Source organism: Roseimicrobium gellanilyticum, from assembly GCF_003315205.1.
GTDB classification, from domain to species: Bacteria; Verrucomicrobiota; Verrucomicrobiia; order Verrucomicrobiales; family Verrucomicrobiaceae; genus Roseimicrobium; species Roseimicrobium gellanilyticum.
The window spans coordinates 1-22,227 of the sequence record NZ_QNRR01000005.1; the positions used below are offsets into that span (position 1 = coordinate 1).

Here is a 22,227-nt window from a genome sequence, read left to right on the forward strand (position 1 = left end):
CACGTATCCATGAGCGCTCCTCCCGCAATGGTCACTTCGAGTTTAAGCTCATACCATGGTAAAATACCCCGCATTTTCCTTCATGGCATTGGGCTGAAGCCGAATGGATTCGGATGCACTGCGCGCAGTGCATCCTTTTTTGTTATTTTGACTGCCTGTTCGCGAGATGCGTTCGCAGGGCCGAAGGTCCTTTCAAGATTCGGGGGCACTCCTGCCCCCATTTTGTCCTGCGCAATGCATGAAGTTGCAGGTGCATCTCATGGTGACTGGCGAGTCGGGCGCTCAGATGAAGGCACCCGCCAATGGGGCAAGAGTGCCCCCGATCCTTGGGATGTCGTGCTGGTGATGTTCAGCTCTACAACGTAGTCCACACCACATCCGCCAGCTTCCATTCGGCTGAAAGCTGAAACTACTTTGGAAAGCTTCGCCTTAGGACCTTACGGCAGCGGTGTCTCTGACTTCACCTTGTCCGAGGTCTCTCCGGGGAAGAGCACTTTGATGGCGCGGATCTGCTCCCGCAGATTTGGATTGTTATCCACGATCCAACGCTGCACGAACTCCTCTATGTCCTTGCGAGCGACCTCGCGCACGACTTCGGCCTGCTTCACGGCACGCTCGCCGAGACCCGTGGTGATGTTCTTCTCCATTTCCGCAAGCTGCTCCGCACTGTTGAAGCGCGCCCAGCCGCTGTCCGACTTCTTTTCCACTCCGGTACTGTCAAAGGCTACCGGCAGAGAAGGCCGGATCTCGGGCGCGGTGATGATGAGCACATTGCCCTCGACGCGCGCGTCCTTCAGTTCCGAGAGCTTGACGTGGAAGCGGTAGGACGCCGGCACTTTGATTTCCGTGACCGTGGTGCCGAGATAGATTTTGCCCCAAGCCGCCATGCGGCTGTCCGCCTTGGTGAAGGTCTCCATGGTCGTCGTGGGAGAGGCCACTTCCAGATTGTCCCCATGAGTGCGCTGGATTTCGAGCAGCACATTGAAATTTGAATGCTTCACCTCTCCCGAAAAGAATCCACTGAGCAGCTTGCCGGGCTGGGAGAACGCCTCCTTGAGCGACATCCCCAGATACACCGCCAACCCCGTGAAGCACAGCAGCGCCGTCACCGCCACGACGGCAAACGCCTTCCACCACCCGCTGCCTCCACGGGTCTGTGCCGGGGTAGGGGATGGGGTCAGCTCAGCCTTGGATGCCTCCGTGGGGCGCTCGCTCATGGAATACCATAGCATGAAACGGCCAAAAAGCCGGGTCAAGCCCTTGCACTCCCTGTTTGACAGCGCCCCTCCCCGCGATAGGGTGCCTATTCGCGCCAGTCACTGGCGGGGTAGCCAAGTGGTAAGGCAGAAGTTTGCAAAACTTCCATTCGCGGGTTCGATTCCCGCCCCCGCCTCCAAAAAAGTTGGGGGCGGCGAGCCGGGATCGTGAAATACAAACACCTTTCGCTGAGCGGCTGTGGCGTAGTGCTTGTTTCAAGCTCAGGTTGATCGCGTGGAGAAACTGCGCTCTTGAAATGTAATGAGCGAATCAAGCCTTTGCCTGAAACCCATCAGTTCATTGCTCACGGACCAGAATGGCGATCCGGTCAATTATTTCATTCCCGCCTATCAAAGGGGTTATCGCTGGTCACCGTTGCAGGTAAGGCAGTTGTTAGACGACATTTGGGAGTGGGAGTCCTCTATTCGACATCAGGATCCAGACCCGGAGCAGTTCTATTGCCTACAGCCGCTGGTCGTCAGAGTAAAAGAGAAGAGTTTTGAAGTGGTTGATGGACAACAGCGCTTGACCACCATTCTGCTTATTCTCCACCATCTCAACAAGCGCATGACGGAGGATTACCGTCGCAGCCTGTTCAAAATTACGTTCGAGACGCGGCGTGGCTTCGATGATTTCCTGAACGAACCAAGTGAGGAATTGGCCTCCACCAATGTTGATTTTTACCATCTGCACGAAGCCATGCAGGCGATAGGAAAGTGGTTCAAAGCGAAGTTGAATCATGTCAATGACATAGAGTCGGCCCTTTTGAACCGGACCCAGGTTATCTGGTTTCAGTTGGGACAAAACGACAAGCCGATCGAAGCCTTTACGCGTCTGAATGTTGGGAAAATTCCCCTTACGGACGACGAGCTAATCCGTGCCTTGTTTCTGCGAGCCGAAAGCTCCGGGACGGTGGAAGGTCGAGCTCATGATCAACGGCAGCAGATTGCCCATGAATGGGATACACTTGAGAAGGCTCTACAAGATCCGCCTTTCTGGGGGTTCCTCAGCAATGAGTCCGAACGCCGGCACAACCGCATCGGCTTTCTTTTTGAGAAGCTCGCACAATCATATGGGTTGCCACCAGAGGTCCGGGACGACCCTTTCAAGTACTTTTTTGTCTTCAGCAAACGGATGAAGGATGGCCATACGCCACGGCAGGAGTGGCTTCGCGTGAAAGAGGAGTTTATGCGCTTGCAGGAATGGTATGAAGATCGCGTCCTCTACCACATCGTGGGTTTCTTGCTGAGTGAGGAAGTGGATCTCAACGAAGTGCGTCAACTTTCGCTGGATTGCACAAAAACCACTTTCAATCAGAGGCTTCGCGAAAGAGTATTTTCTCTGAACATTGGAAGTCTTCCTGAAGCAGGATTGGTTGTCGAAGCGGAAGATACAATTCGCGAACTCGTCTCAACGAGGCTTCAGGACCTGGAATATGGCACAACTGCGATGAACAAGAAGATCCACTCCATTCTGTTGCTGTTCAATGTCGCCACGCTCCTCCAAGACAAGAGCTCGAATATCCGCTTTCAGTTCGACTGCTACAAGGAGGAGTCGTGGAACATTGAACATGTCCGATCCGTGACATCGAATCCCATGAACAGTCATCTGGTTCGCAAGAACTGGATGGAGGGATGCTTGCGATATCTCAAGGACCAAAATGACAAGGACGAAAAGTGTCTCAACCTCATCTCGGAAATGGAGAGTTACCTAGCCTTGCCGCCACGCGATGCCTTACAATTGGATTTCGAACCGCTCCTCACCCGGGTGCTGGAGCGGTTTGGCGAATCCAAGACAGATGAGGTAGAAAACGGCATAGCCAACCTCGCCCTGCTGGATGAGAGGACGAACAAAAGCTATCAAAACGCACCTTTCGCCGTGAAGCGGACACGTATTCTCAGTTTGGACCAGGCTGGCATTTTTGTTCCACTTTGTACCCGAAACGTTTTCCTCAAGTGCTATAGTCAGCAGGTGGGAGAGGCGATCTTCTGGGGGGAGCGTGACCAGCAAGGTTATTTCGACGCGATGGTAAAAACGCTGACCGGCTTTTTCTTGGGCCGCGTGGAGGATCATTCATGAGCACCGACGCTATCAGGCCAATCAGCTATAAACAATTGATCCGGGATCATGGGCAGATCCGGATTCCCCGGCTTCAGCGCGATTACGCCCAAGGGCGCACATCCCAGACGGAAGTTCGGGAAAATTTTTTGAAAGTGCTGCAAGAGCACCTGGAACTGCCGCCGGACGATTCCAAACTGCCGCTGAACTTGGACTTCATCTACGGGAGCAGGGCTGAAGGCGCGTTTCTGCCGTTGGACGGACAGCAACGGCTCACCACGCTTTTTCTTCTCCACTGGTATCTGGCTTGGAAGGACGGGTGCTGGAGTGAATTCGAGGAGCTGTTCTGCGGAACTGAGCACGCACGCTTTTCCTACAGCGTACGGACTACGAGCACGGAGTTTTTTGACAAGCTGGTGGCCCACCCGCCGCAGTGCCGACCGGAAGACCTCGAAGTGATCAGCGCCTGGCTTGAAGACCAGCCATGGTATTTCCGCTACTGGAGGTTGGACCCCACCATCCAGGCGGTTCTGAACATGCTTGATGCGATGCATCGGCGATTTTCCAGATCCTCCGGGCTATACGCGCGGCTCACGGATGACAAGCGCCCGGCGATCACTTTCCAACTACTGGATCTGGAAAGGTTCAAGCTTACAGACGATCTCTACATCAAAATGAACGCCCGTGGGAAACCGCTCACGGCGTTTGAAACATTCAAGGCAGGTTATGAGGAGAAACTAAAGGAGCTCTTCCCAGGAGAGACGCGGAACATCGGTGAGGAGTCCCTCCCGATCGCAGAGTTCGTTGCCCGCAAGATGGACACCTCCTGGGCCGACTTTTTCTGGACGCACCGACAGGAAGACTCTGCCATCTATGATGAAGCCGTGATGAACCTGTTTCGCGTGGTGGCGCTCGTTTCGCGCGACCCGGGGGACAGCAGATATTTCAAGCACGCCTCCCTCCTTCGGGACGAAAGTAATCTGCCTTCTTATTCCACCTTTGCTGCCCAGGGCTGGCTGGATGAATCATTCACAAGAATGCTGATCAGCTTGCTGGAAGCATGGTGCAATGCAGAAGATCTGTCACAGCCTCTGTTGGATAGCCCATACTTCGATGAGAAGAAGGTGTTTCAGAAATTGATCGAGGCCCCCACCAAGCTTACCGCTCCAGAGGTAGTTCTCTTTACTGGCTATGCGCTCTTCATCCAGGCGCACGAGGGAAAGATTGATGCGGGTCCGTTTCGGGAGTGGATGCGGGTCGTGCACAATCTGGCGGTCAACTCCGATATCGATCGCACCGATCGTTTGCAAAGTCCTGCAAAGGGCTTGCGAGATCTTCTCCCGCATTCTACAAAAATTCTTGAGCACCTTTGTACTCTTGGTGCGAAGGATAAGGTTGCGGGTTTCACCGAACAGCAATTGAGAGAAGAGCGGATGAAAGCCGGTCTGATCCTCAGACACGAAGGGTGGAGGACGCTGGTCGAGCGGGCAGAATGTCACGGCTACTTCCGGGGTCAGATCGACTTCTTGTGTGAATTTTCAGGGGCGGTGGAACAATGGCAATCAAGCGGGTCTTTCGATTGGAGCGCGGAAACGCATCGACATCTGCAGGAGCGGTTTCAGGATTACCTGGCGAAGGCGGAAGCAATGTTCACCGGACACGGCGTAATGAACCTCGGTGATTGTCGCTGGCAGCGTGCCCTGCTTTCCGTTGGCGACTACACATTGCCCACCGGAAGAAATTGGTCGTTCCTGGCCGATGCTCAGACGGACGTCGCCAGTTGGAAGCGGCTCCTCCGGGGCTCGACACAAGATGATCCTGGAAAGCGTCCATTACTCAAACAGCTTTGGGATCGACTCAAAGCCGATCGCCCGCTCAGCCAACAACTCGATGAGCTGGTCGCTGCGGCTACCGGGCTGCGACCTTGGATTGAAGCCTTTGTCCGGACGCCCCATGCGATTGAATATTGCGGACAGAAGCTGATGCGCTGGGAGTCGGAGAACGAAATCTATCTGCTCAGCAAGAGCCGGATGAAAGGCATGTATGCGGAGCTCTTCAGCTATACACTGCATCATACCGTCCTTCAAAAGTTGCAGAAGAATGGCAGCTTGAAACCGCTGGAACCTTTTGGCTACCTATCCGTGTCCGGGAGGGACCATCAACCATCTATCCCGCTCAAGTTCATTTATGGCGGCGAAGAGTTGTGGTTTTGGATCGGATTCCAAGGGGGGCGATACTACCTCAGCACCGGGCGCGGCAAACTGAACGAGTTTCCTGAATTGCACACCCTGCTCTGCAGCGCTGGTGGATTCACTGACGGAGAGAAGTCGCTTTCCAAACATATGTTTCCAGACGCGATTGAGCCGGCCGTGAGCGAGCTTGCCCAACTACTCGCCACTCTTCCAGCCAAGACATAGCTGCCCTTCAATGTTCTCAACTGCATCATTCAACGGAGCATGAGTCCCAAGCAATGCACATCACGCCGAATTCGGTACATCCTTTGGCGTTTCCAATAAGCAGCTGACTTCAAAAGCTCCCTGAACGGGAGTTTACTTCGTGCCCGACACCACTCGTTGAGCGGTATCAGCTGGAGTGGTGATCGGAGTGCAAGCACGAGATTCCGGGCAAAAGCGTTGAGGTTGGCAACAAGAGCTTCGAAATGCAGTCCTAATCCGGCGATCGAGCGTGATTCCAAGGGACGTATTGTCCGTCCTCCCATGACCTCCCTCTCACGTTTTGCTGGTTTCCTGACGCGTACTCTCCTCGTTTTGACTGTCTCTGCCGGTTTGGCAGGAGCGGCACCGTTGGTATTTGAGGGCACGGAGGGGCCGGGAAAGGGGAAGCACATTGTCTTCCTCGCGGGCGACCATGAGTATCGCTCGGAGGAGTCGCTACCGGCGTTGGCTCGCATTTTGGCGAGGCATCTCGGCTTCAAGTGCACGGTGCTTTTCGACATCGACAGCCAGGGGGACATTGTGGCGGGAGAAGTTTCGAACATGCCGGGCATCGAGGCGCTGGACACGGCAGACCTCGCGGTGGTGTTTTTGCGTTTCCAGAATTTCCCGGCAGAGCAGATGAAGCATTTCGATGCTTATATCAATCGCGGTGGTCCGGTGGTCGGACTGCGCACGGCGACGCATGGGTTCAAGATTCCGAAGGATGGCGCCTTCGCGAAGTATTCGTATGATTACAAGGGCAAGGACTATGAGTTGGGCTTTGGCCATCAAGTACTCGGCCAGACGTGGGTGGGCCACTACGGCACGAATCACAAACAGAGCACGCGTATTGCCATCGCTCCGGACAAGGCATCGCATCCCATCCTCCGCGGGGTGAAGGATGTGTGGGTGCAAGTCGGTGGGTATGTAGGCAAGCCGACGAGCGGAGAGGTGCTCACCACGGCGCAACCGCTCAATGGGATGACGCCGGAGTCTCCCGCGGATGCGACGAAGCCGCCGATGCCGAGCGAGTGGACCCGCACGTACAAGTCGGCGTCTGGTAAAGAGGCGCGCGTCTTCACGACACTCTACGGGACCTCGGAAGACATCACCAATGATGGCTATCGTCGTCTCGTGGTGAATGGCATCCTCTGGGCGGTGGGTCTGGAGGACAGGATCAAGCCGGATCTCGATATCGCCTTCGTGGGTCCCTTTGAGCCCAATACGTTCGGCGGTGGCGCTTATGCGCGCGGCATCAAGCCGGAAATGTATGCTGCCTACGACAGCCAGATTCCCGCAAATCACCATACGAGCGCACCCGCGAAGCCGAAGGTTGCGGACAAGAGCGAAACCACAAAGCCTGCGCCAGCGGTGGCGGCTCCAGCACCCCTCGTAACGGGCAAGCCTGCCCGCTTTGTACGCATCGAGATTCCCGGTGAGAGTGAAACACTCACCCTGGCGGAAGTGGAGGTCATCGTGGGTGGCAAGAATATCGCGCCCTCGGGCAAGGCCACGCAGTCCAGCGCGAGCAATGGCGGCGTCCCTCAGCGCGCCGTCGACGGGAACAAGAATCCTGACTGGGGCAAGGCCGGCCAGACACACACCCAAGAAAACAAGCCGAACCCCTGGTGGGAACTGGACCTCGGCACGGCGATGGACATTGAGAAAGTCAGCATTTGGAATCGCGCAGGTTTCACTGGTCGTCTGGATGCCTTCACGCTGCGCTTGCTCGACGCGGATCGGAAGGATGTTTTCGTCGCCACCAAGATCGAGGCCCCCGAGTCGATGACGATCGACATCAAGGACAAGGGCAAGCTCACGTACCTCACCTTTGACGGCAAGCCGGGCAAGCCCGCGTCGAAAGCGGGCAGGTCTGGCGGGCAGCCATCCGGTCCGCCGGAGCCGGTAATGGTGGAGGTGCCTGTGGGCTACAAGGATGTGCTGCCCTTTGCCTTCAAGAAGGGCGATGTCGTTGCCATCCTTGGCAATGGTCTGCCCGAGCGCATGCAGCATGATGGATGGATGGAGACCGTGTTGCAGAGCCAGCTCACGGACCAGCAGGTGCGCTTCCGCAACATGACCACCAGCGGAGACCGTCCGAATTCATATCCGCGCAGTCCTGGCCAGATTTCCATGGCCACCTACTTGCAGCATGTGAAGGCAGATGTGGTCTTCGGCTTCTTTGGTTACAACGAATCGTTCGACAACAAGCCGGACGCCTACAAGGCGCAGCTCCTGGAGTTTGTGAAGAAGACGCGTGGCACGAAGCCCAACGGCAAGTCCTTCCCACGTATCGTGCTCTTCAGTCCCATCGCGCATGAGGACACACGCAATCCCAACGTCCCAGACGGCAAGGCGCACAATGTGCAGCTCGAGGCCTATACCAAAGCAACAAAGGCAGCAGCAGCAGAGGCCGGTGTGGGCTTTGTGGATCTGTACCATCCGTCCTTGGAACTCTTCAAGGCTGCGAAGGAACCGCTGACCATCAATGGCGTGCACCTCACGGATGAAGGCAATCGCCAGCTCGCGGAAGTGATCGGTACGGCGCTGCTGGGCAAGCCGGTGAGCACCTCCGCTTCCCTGGACCAGCTGCGCGAGGCCGTGCTCGACAAGAGTTACCACTGGTACCAGCGCTACCATGCGTCTGATGGCAACGACGTCTGGGGCAGCCGCTCGACACTGGCCTTTGTAGATGGCCAGACCAACGGCGTGGTGCTGCAGCATGAGCTTTCCATGCTCGATGTGATGACCGCGAATCGCGATGAGCGTGTATGGGCGCGCATCAAGGGCGGAGACAAGAAGGTGGACGACAGCAATGTGCCCACACCCATTCCGGTGAAGTCGAATGTCGGTGGCGGCAGCAAGAGCAGCAGTGCGCAGAAGGAAGGCCTGCTCAAGTACGTCAGTGGCGAGGAAGGCATCGAGCATCTGGCCGTGCGGAAAGGCTTCGAAGTCCAGCTCTTCGCGGATGAGAAAAGGTTCCCCGAGCTGGCAAATCCCGTGCAGATCCAGTTCGATACCAAAGGCCGCCTGTGGGTTGCGGTGTGGCCGGACTATCCGAAGTGGGAGCCGCTGAAGGAGTCCCGCGATGCCCTGGTCATCTTCCATGACGACAACAACGATGGCAAAGCCGACCGCACCACCGAGTTCGCCAAGGTCAACAACCCTCTGGGATTTGAGTTTTGGAATGGCGGTGTGCTGGTCACGCGTCAGAGCGAACTGCTCTTCCTGAAGGACACCGATGGCGATGACAAGGCGGATGTGCGCATCATCATGCTGCAGGGTCTCGATAGCAGCGACACGCACCATGGCGCGAACAATCTCATCTTCGGCCCGGACGGTGGTATCTACTGGCAGAGCGGCGTCTTCATGCAGCACAACCACGAGCATCCGTGGGGCCCGTCGTTGCAGGCCAGCGCCAGCGCGATGTATCGCTTTGACCCGCGTCGCTTCACCATCTCGAAGCACGCGGATAATTCACCGAATCCGCATGGCACCTCCTTTGACTACTGGGGCTATCAGTACGCCACGGATGGCACAGGTGGCCGTGCCTTCCAGGTCAGGCCCGAGGGCAACAGCTTCAAGATGTACGAACTCTTGAAGAAGGAAGTGCGTCCCGTCACTGCGAGCGAGGTGGTGAGCAGCCAGCACTTCCCGGAAGAAATGCAGGGAGACTTTCTGATCTGCAACGTCATCGGCTTCCTTGGCGTGAAGCAGTACAAACTGGAACGCGATGCGGACAAGGCCACCGTGTGGGGTGAACCTTCTGGTGAGGAACTCACGGTCAAAGTCACGCAAGCAGATGGCACGGTAGGCGAAGAGAAGTCCCGCGGCTTCCTCATGAGCGGTGACAAGAACTTCCGCCCGTCGGACGTGGTCTTCGCCCCGGATGGCTCTCTCTACATGGCGGACTGGCACAACGTGATCATCGGTCACATGCAGCACAACGTGCGCGACCCCAACCGTGACAAGGCGCACGGACGCATCTACCGCATCACTGCCACGGGGCGGGCTTTGCAGAAGCCGGTGGCGATTGCCGGACAGCCCATCCCTGCACTGCTGGAGAACCTCAAGCATCCCACGGACAGCATCCGCCACCGTACGCGGGTGGAGCTGAGCGCGCGCGACTCGAAGGAGGTGATTGCCGCGACGAAGGAGTGGATCAAGCAGTTCGACCCGAACAAGAAGGAGGACGCCCACCATCTTCTGGAAGCCCTCTGGCTCTACCAGCAGCACAACGTGCGGAACGTCGAGCTCCTCGGCCAGCTCCTGAAATCACCCGAGCCGCATGCACGCAATGCCGCTCATGTGGTGCAGCACTTCTGGTACAATGTCGAGTCCACGTTCCACGGAGGTGTCATCGCCGGCGAGGAGGAAGTGAAGGCGCAGAAGTCCGGCATCATCAGCGATACGCCGGAACTCACCACCATCCGCATCGCCACTGTTCCTGAGCGCATGATGTATGACGTGAAAGAAATCACCGTGAAGCCGAACAAGAAGGTGAAACTCACCTTTGCCAACCCGGATTTCATGCCGCACAACATTCTACTCGTGAATCCCGGCAAGCTTGATGAGATCGCCAACAAGGCTCTCACGATGGGTGCGCAGGGCTTCGAGACTGGCTTCATCCCCGAGAGCAAGGACATCCTGTGGCACAGCAAGCTTCTCGATCATGGCAAGGAACAGATCATCGAGTTCACTACTCCTGAGAAGCCCGGAGACTACCCCTATGTATGCTCCTTCCCGGGGCATTCCATCATCATGCGTGGGGTGCTGAAGGTGAAGTAGGCGTTTCGATACCATGCACAGGGACGGACAATCGGCCGTAACACCGCGCCGATTGTTCCACCCGACTACCACGGGACCTTTGACGGCAGTGGTTTTTACAAACTCTTGACGGTGGCCACACGGGCTCGTGTAGTGTCCACGATGATGAGAATGCGTTTGCTATGTGCTGGCATCTGGATCGTGCCCCTACTCCTGTGTGGTGTGCGCACGCAAGCGGGGGAGACGGAGGATGTCCTGCAGTCGATCAAGTCGCGTCTGCCTTTCATTTCCACTGGTGAGTTTTACTTTCGACGGGAACCTCGCGACTACACCCGGGGATATCAAGTTACCGCGGCATGGAAGATACTCACGGAGCTGAACGCCCCGCAGCTTGTCACCGCGGACCTTGTGCAACTGACCACCCATTCAGATGCTGACATCCGCGCGCTGGCGCTTCTTGCACTTCTGGCCAAGGAGACACCCGAGGTGGTGCCCGCGTGCCTCAAGCTGGTGAAAAACGATGCCGCTACACTGCCGCGTGAGGCTCGACCATCAGGCATGACGGGCGAGCTGATGGACCATCCTTTTACCCATCCGCAGACGGTTGGAGACGTGGCGCGGACGATCCTGTACAGGTTGGGCTGGTTGGGTAATGATCCAGATACAGAGGCTTGGTTGGCTCCCAGGAAAGACAATCCCGACTGGCTTGCATGGCACAAGCTCCGCTACGAGCGGGCAGTCAAAGGATTTTATCATCCAGAGGATAGTGTAAGACCGGCTCTCCGACGTTTCACGGATTCCCTGGAAGCTCTGCCGAGGGCGACACGCGCTTGGGTGCTGCTCTATCTGGCGGATGATGTCTTCGGGAGCAGCGGCCACTGGCTGGACTGGTTTGCCACGGAAGCTGAAATGATCGCTGCGGCACGGGAGCTCGGACCGGAGGCTCTCCTTGAGTTCCTGCGTAGCGGGAAACGCGCGGGCCTGCGGGTGTCCCAGCTCGACAAGCCCGAGAATGGACGGCGATTCATCATCACCTATGCCGCGCGATTGTTCTCCCCAGTCCAAGCGGAAGAACTGTTGAAACTGAAACTCTACACCGCGGCAGCAGACGCCGACCCTGCGCTGGTACGCGGGGCAGTAGGGGCAGCGATGAAGGATCTGGATGGCGAATACGAGTCATGGGATCGTGCCCATGCCATGGCGGCTCTTGCTGCGCTGGGCGATACCTCAGATCGAGAACGGGCGGTGAAGTGGTTCTATGAGGAACCCAACCCGAGCGGAGGCTCGACACCACAGTCGATATTCATTCACGATCTGGAGTTTCGAAAGCCTAAGGAATGGCGCGACATCGCACGCCGCCTGGTGGAGCATCCATCGTTTGAACGGCTCCGCTCTCTGGATGTGATGTATCTCAGTATCCTGGTGGACATCATGGAAGGCAATGGACCACCGCGTCCGTTCCGGGATGACGCGGCCTACAATCGCCAGCGTTTGCGGGAGAAATTCAACATCAAGTGAGCGAACAACCAACCATCGGCACCGGGCTTGCTGCTTGCCATTCAGTGCTCTCCTGATATGAATCCCGATGGAACCAGGCCTCCCACAAGTCACCATCCACACCGACGGCGGGTGCCTCGGCAATCCCGGCGTGGGAGGTTGGGCAGCCGTGCTGGAGTCCTGCAAGCATCGCAAGGAGATCAGCGGTGGTGAACCGGCCACGACCAACAATCGCATGGAGTTGCGCGCCGCCATCGAAGCGCTCAACCTCTTGAAGAAGCCTTGTGCTGTCGCGCTGCACACTGATTCCCAGTATGTCCGCAATGGCATTACGAAGTGGCTGTTCGGGTGGAAGAAGAACGGATGGAAGACTGCCAGCAAGGAGCCGGTGAAAAACGCGGATCTCTGGCGGGCGCTGGATGCGGCGGCATCACCGCATCAGGTGAAGTGGCACTGGGTCAAGGGGCACGCCGGTCACGATGACAACGAGCGTTGCGACCAACTCTGCCGTGATGCCATGGAAACGATCAAGAAGCAGCACACCCGGCAGCAACTCGCCGCAGCGCTCACAGCGTTCAAGGCAGCGGGGCAAGCATAGCTACAGTGGCTTTTCGAGTCACTTCATCAGCTCATTACTTGGGGATGCGAAAATCGAATCCCGCAGTGTGGAGACAACGCGCTGCTTGAAGTAATGCCTACCCCAAAGGTGCCCATGCAACGTGGACATGGCATAGGCCCAGGGAGTGGGAACGCCTCGTTCCCATGGTGAAAGCGTCTTTAGCTTTGATTTGCCGAAGCGCCTGTTCAACACACATAGGAATCAGAGGGCTCTATCATGTCAACAGACGTGGAGCCCGCTCACGGGAACGAGGCGTTCCCGATCCTTGGACCTACTGCAAGACACTGGAGCAGGTTCCTGTCGATCCGTTTTCGATGTGTGCCGGTGTTACTTTGACTTCTCACTACCTTCCGCGGTTCCATACACCGCCATTTCGTTGAAGGACCAGAAGCAGCCCTTGTCGGAACCGGTCTGCGTGATGCGCACAAAGCGGCTCACGGTTTTGGGAGGAAAGTTGATCATGGTCATGGCGGCTCCCTTGCCGGTGACAATGGGCTCGGACCACTTCTCACCGTCATCACTCACCCGGACTTCGTAGCCCCGGGCGTAGTCATCCTTGGACGCCAGGGAATCGAGAGCGATGCGGGTCAACACGTGAGGCTGACGCATGTCGAACTGGAACCATTGACCCGGGCGCTGCGGGGTGCCGGTGGACCAGCGGGACTTCGCGTCACCGTCCCAGGCGCGCTTTGTTTCGTGGTCCTTGAGCGAGGCACTGAAGGCCCATTGAGTCATGACATCGCGGGTGACTGCCAGGTACGGAGCGAGCTCTGCGAGGGTGTAAGGCTCCAGCCGGTCTGAGTCCGCGCGGATGGTCTTCACTTCGGCGGGTGTGATGGTTGGCGCATTGTTGCCAAAGCTGTTGCGGATGTAGGTCACCACTTCCGCGACCCATTGATCATCGTTGGCTTTCATCGGCACCATGGCCCCGGGATAGGTTTTACCATCGACCTCGCCCATGAGGCCATGCAGCACGATGCGCACGAGCGCATCCGGACTGCCTACCACACGCGGTGAATTGGCGAGCGGGGGAGCGAGGTGCAGACCGTCCGATGTCACCACGCCTTTGCCATCGGAGCCGTGGCACGCGAAGCAGAGCTGCTGGTAATGCTCACTGCCCTTTCGCATGAGCGCCATGCCCACTGGATCAATCCTCACCGAGATACCGCTCGGCTTCTCTGGATCGAACTGCAGACTCTGCCGTGCTGATGCAGTGATGATTTCATTCCAGGGATGAGCGGTGGCCGCGGCCTGGATGGCGGCGTGTCCACCCTTCTTTGGCACATAGCGCAGGGAGTTGACCGCCTGCACGACCACATCTGGTGAGGGGTCTTTGAGCAGGGGTTCCAGTTCGGCCATCACTCCTTCGTCAGTCTTTTGCAGATAGGCTTCACTGATGCGGATGGCAGCAGCCCGCACGCGTTCGTCCTTGTCGTGGAAGGCATCAATCAGCAGTTGGCGATCTGTGGCGCCAAGACCATCCAACGTCCACAGCGCGTGCATGCGGCCCAGCGGTTCCTTGCCCTTGCGGGCGAGTTCGGTGAGTGCCGGTACCACGCTCTTGTCACCCTTGAGCACGAGAAGTTTTTGCGCAGTGTCGCGCCACCAGCCGTTGGTGTGGGAGAGGTGCTGAACCAGCTGCGCGGGAGTTTCCTGCAGCATGCGCGGGCTCTCACCCGGCTTGAAATCCTTGTGCACCAGACGGTAGATGCGACCGTGGCCGACATACTTGTCGTACCCTTCGTTAATAATGGTGTCGTGGAGATAGCCTCCAGGGGGAACCCAGGCGCTCTCCTGAATCACCCCATGGTGCATGTCCACGATGTACAGGCAGCCATCGGGACCTGTTGCGGTCCAGACAGGACGGAACGCCATATCCGTGGAGGTGATGAATTCCGTGCCGGGAGTGGCGTTGGAGAGCACGCGCTTGCCCTCGACATTGTTCACCTTTGCCCGGCGGATGAGACGACCTACCGGCTCCGGCAGAAGGTAATCGCCCTGCAATTCCTCCGGCAAGCGATCGCCGCGGAAGATGGATTGCCCGCAGCACGCGCTGAAGTGGTTCAGTGTGCCCTTGATGTTGTGAATGCGATTGAGCCCGCTTTGGGTGTCAAGCGTTTGTACTCCGGGAAAGGTCTCTGCAAATCCAGGCGCGGTCTCGTCTGGGAAGCTCAGGCTGCCGTACGTGGGGATCTGCTGAAAACCGAAGGCGGGATTTTCACCACCCGCCGCCGAGCAGAAGAAGCGGCCCTGATTATCCATGGCCAATCCCCACTGCGAAGTGCGGCCGAAGATCTGCACGGGCTCCATGCTCATGCCCTTGCTGGTAATACGGAAGCGGCGGGAGAGATTGCCGCTGTAGAGGTGATTGTCGATGCCCCACTGGAGTGCCGTGTCCTGGTGCTCCAGATTGTTTTTTGTCGGCTCGCCATGGTAGAAGTCCTTCTTCTCATCAGCGATACCATCGCCGTTGGTGTCCTGATAGGTGACGAATTTCCCCGTGTAGGTCTCCGCAATGATGACGCGGCTGTCCAAAGGCAGCACCATGCGTGGCAGCACGAGGTGGTCGGCAAAGACAGTCGTCCTGTCCAGGACGCCGTCGCCATCAGTATCCGTGAGACGGGACACGCGTGAGAGAGGTTCGTCTTCACCCGTGGCCTTCACATCATGCATGTAGGTCCGCATCTCTGCGACGTACATATGACCGTCACCATCCCAGGTGCAGAGCACGGGATGCACAATGGTAGGCTCAGACGCGACGAGCTCCAGGCGATATCCTTCCGGCACCTGAATACGCTCCATGGCCTCCGTCGTAGTCAGGTCCATCCGCATGGGTTCCTTGGGGATGCCACCGGGGAAGCGTCGGCTGGTGCGCTCCGCCGTGGGGAAATCCCCAGGGATGGACGTTTGGCATTGTCCGGTGACGAGCCATTCGATGGAACGCAGGAATGTGGTCTGAAAACCGACGCAGGCGAGGGGACCTGAGCTATCTCCGACGTGGCCCATCACGTTGGTCACCACTTTCCCTTTGCCATAGGGCACCCACCAGAGCACCGGCTCGTGCTTGCCTGTTCCCTGGTACTTCGCATCGTCGAAGGCGCTGAGCAGAATGTGCACATTCTCCGCAGGACCACGCTGGCCGTGGTACAGTTCATCCTTCACATGCTTCCACACACGGGGCATGCCAGCGGTGATGGGATGTTGCGTATCGCGCACGGTGACCTGCCAGTCCCACTGCTTGCCATGTCCGGAGGAGCGGCCCTTGCCAGCAGGCTCACGCACGATGGTGCCATCTTCTTCAAGATAGATACCGGCTCCGTAGATCGTGTGGCGCCAGAGCAACCCCACCATCTTTTCATATTCGACCCAGCCGGTGAAGCTGTTGTTGGCTGCGTGGACGAGCGTCACGGAACCGCCCTCGGCCACGTATTTCTCAAAGGCCGCCTTCACCCGTTGCGGCCACATCTCGCCGTTGTAGTCGAGCACGATGCACTGGTACTTGTGGAACTGCGGATCCCAGGCATCCCATTCTGAGGCAGGCGCGCCTTTCGCCGGGGTATTGGATTCCTCTGCGACAATGCCCGGCTGTCCGTTCAGCAGGGTCAGCAGGAATTCATTGCCAATCTTCCAGTCGTGATTGTTCTGTCCTCCAATCACCAGTACCGAGATAGCGTCCTTGGATTTCGTGACAGCCGGTGCGGGAGACCTTTGTTGTGCCGGCAGTGTGCGGGAGGTAAAGGAGAGGGCCAGCAGGAGTGCGCCTAGACGAAGGCCGGACTTCAACAATGAACGTTTGATCACAGAGATGATGAACAGTGATTGAACAGAGGTGCGGTGAGCCCGGGCACCCCCCCTCGCGGTATTGGGGTTTTTAACGAGACAGCGGTGCTCCGGGCTTCGCAGCCCAAGGTGGACGCATTCGCTCAGGCCGTCATCTTCTGTAGCATCCCCAAAAGCGGGGAGGAAGGGTGCACTCTATTCCTGCCAGGAATCTCAGGAAAAATGCTTCGCAACTGCTTCAGTGCGATTCTTCACACGCAACTTGGCGCAGATGTTTTTGACATAGGTACGCACGGTCTCGGTACCGATGCCCAGCTTGTCGGCAATCTCTTTGTAGATGTATCCCGAGGCCAGGAGCTCGATCACCTCGCTCTCGCGCGGCGAAAGTTTTTCAGTCTCCTGTACCGGCTTGGTGGGGCCGCGGAAATACTGCACCACTCTTCGCGCAATGTGGGCGGAGAATGGTGCTCCGCCAGAATGCACATCCCGGATTGCTTCGAATAATTTCTCCGGCGCACTCGACTTCACCAGATAACCACTGGCACCCGCCTTGAGGGCGCGGAAAATACGATCCGCGTCTTCATAGACCGTGAGCATGATGAACTCCAAATCCGGCAGGCGCTTCTTCAGCGCAGCCACGCACTCAATGCCGGACATGCCGGGCAGTTGAATATCCATCAGGACCACATCGGGGGGATTGGAGGGTATTTGCCCGATGGCCTCCTCGCCTGAATTCACGGCGTACAGGCACTCGATATCGCGTGCACTTTTGAGCACCAGCAAGAGCTGCTCACGCAGTCCCGTGTCATCTTCGACGATCACGACCGTTTTCTTTTCTTTCATCGGCTTAGGTCGCTGGTGAGCGTTTGGATGGTGCAGCGGGAATGGATACCTCGAATCGCACGGTGGTGCCTTCGTGGGGTGCGCCTTGGAGGGAAACGGTTCCGCCCAGGGTTTTCATGCGGCGCGCCATATTGTCGAGGCCATTGCCTGGAGCCACAATGGTGGAATCAAATCCGCGCCCATTGTCAGAGACCAGAATGGTGAGGTGTGGATCTGCGAACTCCATACGCACGGTGATCTCCGTTGCCGACGCATGCTTGATGGCATTGTGCAGCGCTTCCTTCACAGCAAGAGTAACATTGTGACGTACTTCACTGGACACGGGACGCTCACCGGGCACCTCGCAGGAATGAATGCGGCAGCGGATTTTCGCCGTATCGCAGAAGGTCTGCGTCAGTTGGCAAAGGTAGTCCACGAGTGCTTCCAGGTGATCATGTTCGGGATTCACCGTCCACACGGTTTGGTAGAGGGCAGCCACCAGCTCACGAGCCATGCTGGAGATGCGCTGGAAGTTCTCCCTCGAAGCTGCGCTCTGCGGTTCATTCTCCGCCAGACCGCTCATGAGTGAGATATGGGTCAGTCTAGCCCCGAGGTCATCATGAAGATCGCGCGCGATCCGCAGGCGTTCCTGTTCCACAACACGCTCCTGCTCGAGTCGTGAGAGATGCTGGTAAATGCGCCGCCGGATGATGGCGCGGCATGCCAGCCAGAGCAGCGCCCCGACCAGCATCAGACCGCCGGCCCAGAACCATGCCCTCTTCCAAAACGGCTGCAACACCACGAATGAAAGCGAGCGGGGTCCCGTGAGCGTTTTGCCAGTGGCGTCCAGTTCCTCGCTCCAGAACAGGTACGTGCCTGGACTCAGGTTGCCATAGTTGACATCGAAGCGATTGCCCATGCCGATGTCGTACATCTCAGACCACTCGATGGTGAGCACCTCGCCGGGTTCGACGCGTGGCGCCCCTGCCCGCGAAAGATTCCACTCCGCGTGCGTGCCGGGATCATCATCCAGGATGCAAAAGGACTCGCCCGTGCTGGTGGAGACCAGCCTGGCCATGGAAGGGCGTGTACCGCTGCGTCCCCAGCCATCTGCGATGGAGGGATGCTCTCCGGCACTGGATCCGGCTTCATAGACAACACGCCTGCCTGAGGGGGAGGTGCCGGTGATCTTCAACGCCTGAACAACGTAGATGCCCATGGCCGTTGGCGGACCCGACGAGGAGATCGCGATCGTCATCGAGGTTGCGCTGGTCGGCACGCGTACCGTTTCCTGCCGCGGGGTGAAAGTGGAGGTCTCCGGCTCGCCGTGCCAGCCTGTACTGATGCCATCCACTGAAAACCTGCGCTGCCATACCTGATCTCCTGCGGCGTCGGCAAACCGCACAATGAAGCACATTTCGCTACTCATCTGGCGCCAGGCTTCATCCACGCCGTCCAGCTTGAAGCGCATGCGCCTGCAGCCCTCCGGATCTTCCAGGGCAGATTTGCCGAGCCGGAAGCCCACGCTTTTCGCGAGTGCGGGGATGTTGTAGATGCCTTGAGATGCAGAGAAGGGCTTGCCATCGACCAGCATCTCGACGGGTACCGGTGCGGGCGAAGGAGACGGGATCGATTCCTCACTGCGCACGCCCATGGCCCACCCACCCCACAGCAGGAGGGCAACAATCCGCCGCATTGTCTGGTGCCGGAGTGGCGTGAGGGGGAAATCAGATACCGGACATGAAAGCACGCATCATGCTAACCCACCGGCAGACAGGTGTCACTTCCCATGGCAACGGAGGGACGGTCCTGCCCGCCCTGCTGGCGTACCATCTTATGCCGTCATTCGCAGGCCACGGCGTGAAGGCTTGTGGGAGACCGGGGCCAGCATTGAGCCGCAGTGGCAGCATCACGGATGTACATCTTCTCGTCACCTGCTTTGAGAAATATGGGGGTGCCTCCCCCCGTGATTACTAACCATCATGCCTATCTCACTCGGATTTGTGACTGCCATTCTACCGGAGCTCTCCTTTGAGGAAGTGACGTCCTTCGCTGCCACGGAAGGGTTCTCCACCATCGAGGTCATGTGCTGGCCGACGGGGAAAGCGGAGCGACGTTTTGCAGGGGTGACGCACATCGATGTGACGTCGCTCACAAAAGGTGCGGCGGAGGACATCCTTGCCCAGTGCCAGCATGCCCGGGTGAGCATCAGTGCGCTGGGCTACTATCCCAACATGCTGGATCCCGATGCCGAGGTATCCAGGGCAGCGGTGGCCCATTTCAAGAAAGTCATCGCGGCGGCCCCGAAGCTGGGCCTGAAACGTGTGAATGGCTTCGTGGGACGGGACTGGACCAAGACGGTGGATGAGAACTGGCCTCGTTTCCTGAAAATCTGGAAGCCCATCATCCAATACGCGGAAGATCATGATGTGAAGATTGGGATTGAGAACTGTCCCATGTCATTCACGCGTGATGAGTGGCCAGGTGGGAAGAATCTCCTCACTACGCCGGCGATCTGGCGGCGCGCGTTCAGCGACATCGATTCACCGAACTTCGGACTAAACTACGATCCCTCGCACTTCATCCTGCAGGGCATGGACCCGATTCGTCCGCTCGCGGAGTTCCGCGACAAACTTTTCCACCTGCATGCGAAGGACGTGAAGATCGATCACGCCGCGCTCAATGAGGTGGGCCGTTTTGATTTTCCGCTGCGTTGGCACCAGCCGCGCATTCCGGGCTTTGGTGACATCAACTGGGCTGCCTTCATGGGAGAGGTTATGCGCATCGGCTATGACGGCCCGCTGTGCATCGAGGTGGAGGACGACACGTTTGGGAAGACTCTGGAAGGCCGCAAGAGCGCCCTCCGTGTCGCCCGGAATGTGCTGGCACCATTCGTCGGATAGGACATCACGCCGCCTCCCAAGGCATGCTTGGGAGGCGGCGTTTCGTTGTTGCAGATCCTTCGGGGATCTCTGGCGCACTCATTCGCCGATCAGCTTCCCATCACTATGCGTGATGACCACGGTGGCTGGGCGGGGGCGTCCGCCATTCGCACCATCTGGCCACGTGCTGACCGCTTTGGGATCCTTCGGATCACTGGGTTCGTTCTCCTTCGACCGCTCGCCGGGGTGCTGGATGTTCACGAACATGGTCTTGAGATCTGGAGTGAAGGCCAGTCCAGTGATCTCGCATCCCTTCGGACCCGTGAGAAAGCGGCGCACGAGGCCGGTGTTGGGATCCGCGGCCAGCATCATGTTGTTGCCCAAGTTCTTGTAGTCCTTCTGACCGATCTTGGAGGAGGAGACATCCGTTTGAATCCAGAGGATGCCACGAGGATCAAAGGTGAGGCCATCAGGGCTGCCGAAGATGTCGCCCTTGATGTTCACCTTGGGTTCGCCATCCTTCGCCGGGGGAATCGTTGGATCACCTGCGAGCAGGAAGATGCTCCACTGAAAGGTTTCCGCCGCCGCATCGCCACCAGCCTCGTCCCAACTGATGATGTGACCGAAGGCATTCTTGGTGCGGGGGTTTGCGCTGTTGATCTTCGCGGACTCCTCACCACGGGAGCTGTTGTTGGTCAGGGTGACAAAGACCTTTCCACTGATGGGATGGACAGCCACCCATTCAGGGCGGTCCATGGTGGTGGCTCCGACCTTGTCAGCCGCCTGTCGTGTGCGCACAGAGATGTCGGACTGATTTGTGAATACATCGCTTTTGACGAGCCCTGGCTGGCCCAGCACCAGGGGAAGCCACTTGCCCGAGCCATCATCCTTGAACTGCGCCACATAGAGCGTGCCGGTTTCCAGCAGCTTCAGATTGGATTCACGATTGGCGGGATCATAGGTGCCGCTGCTGACGAACTTGTAGATGTACTCGTTCTTCTCGTCATCACCCATGTACACAACGGCATGCTTTCCCTTGCTGAGGGTCACTGCGGCGTTCTCGTGTTTGAACCTTCCCAGGGCGGTGTGTTTGCGCGGGACGGAGTCCGGATTCTGAGGGTCGATTTCGACTACGAAGCCGAAGCGGTTGGCCTCGTGGGGATTCTTGCCAAGATCGAAACGCTGGTCGTGCTTCCACCAGTGATAGAGGGAGGTGGCTTTGCCTTCCTCCTTCTCGTAGTTGGCTCCGCTGGCAGTGAAGCCATAACGCTTCTGATCGGCGTTGGGTTGGAATCCCTCAGCATCGCAACCGAAGTAACCATGAACGTTCTCCTCGCAGGCGAGGTAGGTGCCCCATGGCGTTTTGCCACTGGCACAGTTGTTGAAGGTGCCGAGGACATTCAGGCCCTTGGCGTCCGCTTGTGTGCGCACCAGCTCGCAGCCCGCGGCGGGACCAGTCAGTGTCATGGGCGTGTAGGCCGTGACGCGTCGTGACCACTGGGATGGCACCACCTTCCACTCGCCATCCTTCTTTTCGACGGCGATGATGGACACGCCGTGGGCCGCTTGCGATTTGCGCACCTTCTCCTCGGTGATCGGTTCCAGGCCGTCAGTGAACAGGAGTCCCTGGTCGGTGTATTCGTGATTCATCACGAGCAGGCCTCGATCCGAGCGGCTCGCATCATCACCCGGCCATGGAAACCACTGCATGCCGTCGTGGCCCATGCCCGCTTGCTTCTCCTGTTCCTCCGCGGAGTTGCCTGCATCTGGCTTGAACACCGGGCCCTGGCCATCGATGGGATCGCCCCAGGCATAGAGGACCTTGGGTTTGCCGTAGGCATCGGGGATATGGACCTTGTCTTCAGTGCTGACACCCACTCCTTGAAAGCTGAAAAGGGAAGTCTCAGGTTCCTTCGCTGACGATTCGGCGGCAAAAAAGCCCACGGCCAGACTGCCGAGTCCCATGCGCACGAAGTCTCTGCGGGAGATGGCCTCTGCGAGGAGTGAATCGAACGAGGGGAGCGGCTCAGGGGATTCTGATGGATTCATGGATTTAGCCTAGGTTTGAGAAAGGAAGGTCGACAATGAGGTGGATGTTACGAAATGGTCA

General features: G+C 57.9%; 12 protein-coding genes and 1 tRNA gene. 8 read left to right on the top strand and 5 right to left on the bottom strand.

All coding sequences use genetic code 11. From position 1 onward, the window contains the following. Positions 1-437: 437 nt before the first annotated feature. Entirely contained in the window at positions 438-1,217 is a 780-nt protein-coding gene (locus tag DES53_RS14930) for a hypothetical protein (protein ID WP_113959096.1), read from the bottom strand. A gap of 104 nt (positions 1,218-1,321) precedes the next feature. Here DES53_RS14930 and DES53_RS14935 point away from each other — a divergent pair. The 6 genes from DES53_RS14935 (at position 1,322) to rnhA (ending at position 12,612) form a co-directional block, all read left to right on the top strand. Continuing rightward, a tRNA-Cys gene (locus DES53_RS14935) sits at positions 1,322-1,396 on the top strand. Between the two features lie 122 nt (positions 1,397-1,518). Next, complete coding sequence (locus tag DES53_RS14940) at positions 1,519-3,336, top strand: DUF262 domain-containing protein (RefSeq protein ID WP_113959097.1); 1,818 nt, start codon at positions 1,519-1,521, stop codon at positions 3,334-3,336. Next, the gene (locus DES53_RS14945; protein WP_113959098.1) at positions 3,333-5,732 is read left to right on the top strand and encodes a DUF262 domain-containing protein; all 2,400 of its coding nucleotides are present in this window, start codon (positions 3,333-3,335) and stop codon (positions 5,730-5,732) included. The genes DES53_RS14940 and DES53_RS14945 overlap by 4 nt, the downstream gene beginning before the upstream one ends. A gap of 300 nt (positions 5,733-6,032) precedes the next feature. After that, positions 6,033-10,538 (top strand): PVC-type heme-binding CxxCH protein, encoded by a 4,506-nt coding sequence (locus DES53_RS14950; RefSeq protein ID WP_113959099.1) that lies wholly within the window; start codon positions 6,033-6,035, stop codon positions 10,536-10,538. 180 nt (positions 10,539-10,718) lie between these two features. Next, a complete protein-coding gene (locus DES53_RS14955) occupies positions 10,719-12,035 on the top strand; it encodes a hypothetical protein (protein WP_147263422.1) in 1,317 nt (438 codons plus the stop codon). A gap of 67 nt (positions 12,036-12,102) precedes the next feature. After that, on the top strand, positions 12,103-12,612 hold the full coding sequence (gene rnhA, locus DES53_RS14960; RefSeq protein WP_113959101.1) for a ribonuclease HI: 510 nt from the start codon (positions 12,103-12,105) through the stop codon (positions 12,610-12,612). 348 nt (positions 12,613-12,960) lie between these two features. Here rnhA and DES53_RS14965 read toward each other — a convergent pair whose 3' ends face one another. The 3 genes from DES53_RS14965 to DES53_RS14975 all read right to left on the bottom strand — a co-directional run bounded on the left by DES53_RS14965 (position 12,961) and on the right by DES53_RS14975 (position 18,931). Further along, positions 12,961-16,434, bottom strand: a complete 3,474-nt coding sequence (locus tag DES53_RS14965) for a DUF7133 domain-containing protein (protein ID WP_113959102.1) — start codon at positions 16,432-16,434, stop codon at positions 12,961-12,963. A gap of 192 nt (positions 16,435-16,626) precedes the next feature. After that, the gene (locus DES53_RS14970) at positions 16,627-17,256 is read right to left on the bottom strand and encodes a response regulator transcription factor (RefSeq protein ID WP_113959103.1); all 630 of its coding nucleotides are present in this window, start codon (positions 17,254-17,256) and stop codon (positions 16,627-16,629) included. 4 nt (positions 17,257-17,260) lie between these two features. Next, entirely contained in the window at positions 17,261-18,931 is a 1,671-nt protein-coding gene (locus DES53_RS14975; protein ID WP_113959104.1) for a sensor histidine kinase, read from the bottom strand. A gap of 44 nt (positions 18,932-18,975) precedes the next feature. Here DES53_RS14975 and DES53_RS33025 point away from each other — a divergent pair, with 44 nt between their 5' ends. Together DES53_RS33025 and DES53_RS14980 are read left to right on the top strand one after the other, a co-directional pair. Next, positions 18,976-19,212 (top strand): hypothetical protein, encoded by a 237-nt coding sequence (locus tag DES53_RS33025; protein WP_170157137.1) that lies wholly within the window; start codon positions 18,976-18,978, stop codon positions 19,210-19,212. 11 nt (positions 19,213-19,223) lie between these two features. Continuing rightward, a complete protein-coding gene (locus DES53_RS14980; protein WP_113959418.1) occupies positions 19,224-20,138 on the top strand; it encodes a TIM barrel protein in 915 nt (304 codons plus the stop codon). A gap of 78 nt (positions 20,139-20,216) precedes the next feature. Here DES53_RS14980 and DES53_RS14985 read toward each other — a convergent pair whose 3' ends face one another. Continuing rightward, positions 20,217-22,166 (bottom strand): PhoX family protein, encoded by a 1,950-nt coding sequence (locus tag DES53_RS14985; protein ID WP_113959105.1) that lies wholly within the window; start codon positions 22,164-22,166, stop codon positions 20,217-20,219. Positions 22,167-22,227: the final 61 nt, after the last annotated feature.